This is a genomic window from Cryobacterium sp. TMT2-17-1 (assembly GCF_004402765.1).
Taxonomy (GTDB): Bacteria; Actinomycetota; Actinomycetes; order Actinomycetales; family Microbacteriaceae; genus Cryobacterium; species Cryobacterium sandaracinum.
In genome coordinates this window covers 1-3,514 of record NZ_SOGC01000003.1, presented here as the reverse complement: position 1 = coordinate 3,514, position 3,514 = coordinate 1, and the positions used below count along the sequence as shown (strand labels likewise).

General features: G+C 68.1%; 4 protein-coding genes. All 4 read right to left on the bottom strand.

The genetic code is table 11. The features are described from left to right. A partial coding sequence (locus tag E3O47_RS00685; protein WP_134419315.1) for a PadR family transcriptional regulator occupies window positions 1-475 on the bottom strand: 475 nt, incomplete at its 3' end. 2 nt (window positions 476-477) lie between these two features. Beyond that, window positions 478-1,359: a DUF4097 family beta strand repeat-containing protein gene (locus E3O47_RS00680; RefSeq protein WP_166785294.1), complete on the bottom strand. Its 882-nt coding sequence runs from the start codon at window positions 1,357-1,359 to the stop codon at window positions 478-480. Window positions 1,360-1,551: 192 nt separating this feature from the next. After that, a complete protein-coding gene (locus E3O47_RS00675) occupies window positions 1,552-2,226 on the bottom strand; it encodes a universal stress protein (protein WP_166784999.1) in 675 nt (224 codons plus the stop codon). Between the two features lie 120 nt (window positions 2,227-2,346). Next, a complete protein-coding gene (locus E3O47_RS00670) occupies window positions 2,347-3,141 on the bottom strand; it encodes a CPBP family intramembrane glutamic endopeptidase (protein ID WP_104169461.1) in 795 nt (264 codons plus the stop codon). Between the last annotated feature and the right edge of the window lie 373 nt (window positions 3,142-3,514).

Sequence of the window (3,514 nt, the reverse complement as noted above, 5' to 3'; positions counted from 1 at the left end):
CGCCGGCTGCCGCGCCGGCGGCGGCCCCGACCGCGGTGCGCGCGGCATTGCCGGCGGCGGTGCCGGCCTTGCGTGCGCTGCGGGCATCCCCCGCCTGGCGCTTGGCGGAGGCCAGGTCGAGGCGCAGACTGCGCATCGCCTCGCTGACTCCCGACCGCACGTCGTCGGCCAGTCGCCTCACGGAGTCGGCGACCTCGGTCTCGAGGTCGTGCAGGTCACCCTGGCGGGCCTGGAGTTCGGCGCGGCCGGCGTCGGTGATCTCGTAGACGGTCTTGCGGCCATCCGTCGATTTGGTCACGAGTCCTTCCTCTTCAAGCTTGGCCAGGCGCGGGTAGATCGTGCCGGCGCTCGGGATGTACGTTCCGCCGAAGCGGTCGCTGAGCGCCTGGATCAGTTCGTAGCCGTGCCGCGGCTGCTCGGCGAGCAGGCGGAGCAGGTAGAGGCGAAGGCTGCCGTGGGCGAAGACGGGGGTCATTCTCAGACCTCCCCGTTGGCGCGGGCGTCGCCCGGTTCGGTGTTTGTTCGTTCGCCGGCCGGGCCCGCGGACGCAGGCTCGATGCTGCGACGCACCACCGTGATGTCGCCCGAAACCGAGTTGGCCTGCAGCTCGAGCCAGCTGCCCTCGAGTGTGCCGGTGCTGGACTCGAAGCCCTTTCCGAAGGTGCCGCGAATCGTCTGGTCGTCCAGCTGCAGCGTGCCCGAGACGGTGTTCAGCCGGTAGCGCGTCGCCACATCGGCGCCGAGGCGCACGGTGAGGCTGCCGCTGATCGTGTTCGTGTTGATGGAATCGGGCGTGCCCTCGATGTCGAGGAACACCTCGCTGTTAACCCCGTCGAGACTGAAGCGACGGATGGCCCCGCTCGCCGTGCAATCGCCGGAGACCGTGTGGGCGATGATGCTGCCCTCGAGGCCGCGCACCGACAGCTCGCCGTTCACGGCGTTGAGCTCCAGGTCCCCGGTGACGCCGTCAACCACGATGTCGCCCGACACAGTGCTCAGCCGGGCGCCGTTCGTGAGGCCCGAGATCAGGGCCTCGGCCGAGATCACGCCGAGCTTCAGGGCCACGCCGCGGGGGACCAGGATGCTGACGTCTGCCTTCGCGGTGCCGCGGAACGATGCGAAGACCTCGATGAAGTTGTCCCAGCGCAGCTGCGGGTGGTCGATCTCGAGCGTGTCGCCGTCGACCGAGATCTTGAGGTCCTTGCCGGTCACGCTGTGCACCTCGATGCGAGTGCCCGGCTCGTCGTGGCCGATCACGTCGATCTTTCCGCCGATCATGCCCACCTTGAGCGCCCGAACGACCTCGATGTCGATCACCGTGGTCTGCCCGGGGCTGACCAACCATTTTTCCAAAGCCATGGAATTCTCCTTTTCGGGGGCGGCGTCCGCGCAACGGATGCTCACCACCTGTTCACGATATATCGCGTCTTGTTGAGATTCACGATATATCGCGAGTGGCGAGCGGACAAGCGCCGGCGGGAACTCTCAGCCGGGGTTCAGCTCTCGGTTCAGCTTTCGGTTCAGGCTTCGATTCAGGCTTCCGTACGGCGGTCAACTCTCCGGCTCGATGGTCAGGCCGAGGCGGGCGGCGCGCTCGGCCGATTCGATCGATTCGACCGGGGCGGCTCGCACGGTCAGCAGCGGGATCGGGGCTTTGTTGGCGATCTCCCGCGCCACGCTGCCAAGGAAACGCGAGCGGCGCTGCCGGTGGGAGCCGAGCGCGAAGAGGTCGTAGGCGCCGGAGCCCGCCCGGCGCAGGATCTGCTCGGTGGCGCCCCCGGTGGCCCGGGTGCTGAACGGGTGCACCGCAAGGTCGGCCAGCTGACCGACGGCGGCGGACTGGATGCCGGCGGCGATGCGGTCGAGCCTGTCGGGGGAAACGTCGCGCGCGACGTCGTAGTCGAGCACCGTCAGCAGCGTCACGGTCTGCAGCCTCGCCCCAAGGAGCAGCACGACCGTGACGGCGGCGTGGTCCGCGGCCTCGGAACCGTCGATGCAGACGAGCACCCGCACGTCTCCCTCGAGGGATTCCCCGGGAATCACGGCCGCCTCGGCCAATTCCTCCCGCTCGAGGTAGACGGCCAGGCCGGCCAGCGCGATGGCGAAGGGGCCGGCAGCCAGACCGAGAACCACCCAGATCGGGGCGTCGTGGCCGCGGCGGATCATCACGAACGCCGACGCAAGTCCTACCAAGACCCAGCCGACCGCCACCAGAAGCGGTGTCACCCAGACGCCTTCTGCCCACATGCCCTCAGCATTGGCGGCCCGCGCCGAACTTGCAAGGGCGCGAGGTCCGGCGGCCGGGGCATCCGTCGACCGGCTCGCCGCCTGAGCGCCGCCTGAGCTTCAGTACAGGAAGATCGGCAGCCAGTCGCGGGTGTGGGCGTGCACGATCACGAGGAAGACGACCGCGTCGAAGAGCAGGTGCACGATCACCACGTAGGTCAGTGATTTGGTGAGCGCGAAGGTGTAGCCCTGCAACAGCGCGAAGGGGAACGTCATCAGCGGCCCCCAGCTCTGGTAGCCCAGTTCCCACAGGAACGAGGTGAAGATCACGGCCTGCAGGAGATTGGCCTGCCAGTCGGGGAAATGACGCCTGAGCAGGGCGAACGCCGTGCAGATAAAGAAGAGTTCGTCCCAGATGCCGACGAAGCCGACGCCCACGAACAGGCGGGCGATCTCGTCGGGGGCGGTCACGGCCGGCCAGTTCTGGTAGGCGCCCGAACGGATGAAATAGGTCGGCAGAATCAGATAGCCCAGCAGCAGCACAAGCGGCAGGTACCAGCGTTCCAGGGAGGTCCAGCGCTGGCCGGTGCGGATCGGGAACCGGATCGCGTGGTCGCCGAACGCGTAGCGGGAGAGCAGGTAGGGCACGAGCACGGCGACGGTCAGCACGGTCCCCATCAGCGCCATATTCGGGTAGCTGATGTCGGCCTCGACCGAGATGGTGCTGATGATCAGCAGCCCGATCGCGATCAGGAGCAGATCCTTGAACAGGGCCCGGTCGATGGCGAAGGCGAGCCCGATGGCCGCGGCGAGTAGCGCGTAGCCGGGCAGCGGCTCGCGCGCCCCGAACAGCAGCACGGCGGAGGCGGAGAGCAGCGCGGCGGGGACGAGTCCCCAGGAGGCGCGCGGGCGCATCCGTTCGCTCGACGTTGCCGGTCCGGCGCCGGTGCCGGCGCTCGTGCCGCCTGTGAGTGGGCTGCCCGTGCTCCCACTCGTGCCCGCTGCCCGTTTCGCTGACCCTGCCGCGCCATCGCCCATGAGATATGGTACCCAACCCGGGCGGGGAACGGCCGGTGCGTCTCGGCTCGCGACCGGGCATCGAGGCCCGGCGATGAACCAATTCGACGGAGATTTTGGAAGCAAGGAAGGTTTTCCAAGGTTTAAGGACCGATTCGGACGAAATCTCGGCTCTCCTGCTGCTTCTGTGGGTTAAACCCGGCCGGGGAGCACTGGTTTGTGGCCGCCGAGGCTGAGCATGGCCAGGGCGATGAGGGCGTCGGGTGATTTG

Bases quoted from the DNA above. Each gene is read 5' to 3' on its own strand.
- E3O47_RS00680 (WP_166785294.1), bottom strand. From the start codon at position 1,359: ATGGCTTTGGAAAAATGGTTGGTCAGCCCCGGGCAGACCACGGTGATC.
- E3O47_RS00670 (WP_104169461.1), bottom strand. From the start codon at position 3,141: ATGCGCCCGCGCGCCTCCTGGGGACTCGTCCCCGCCGCGCTGCTCTCC.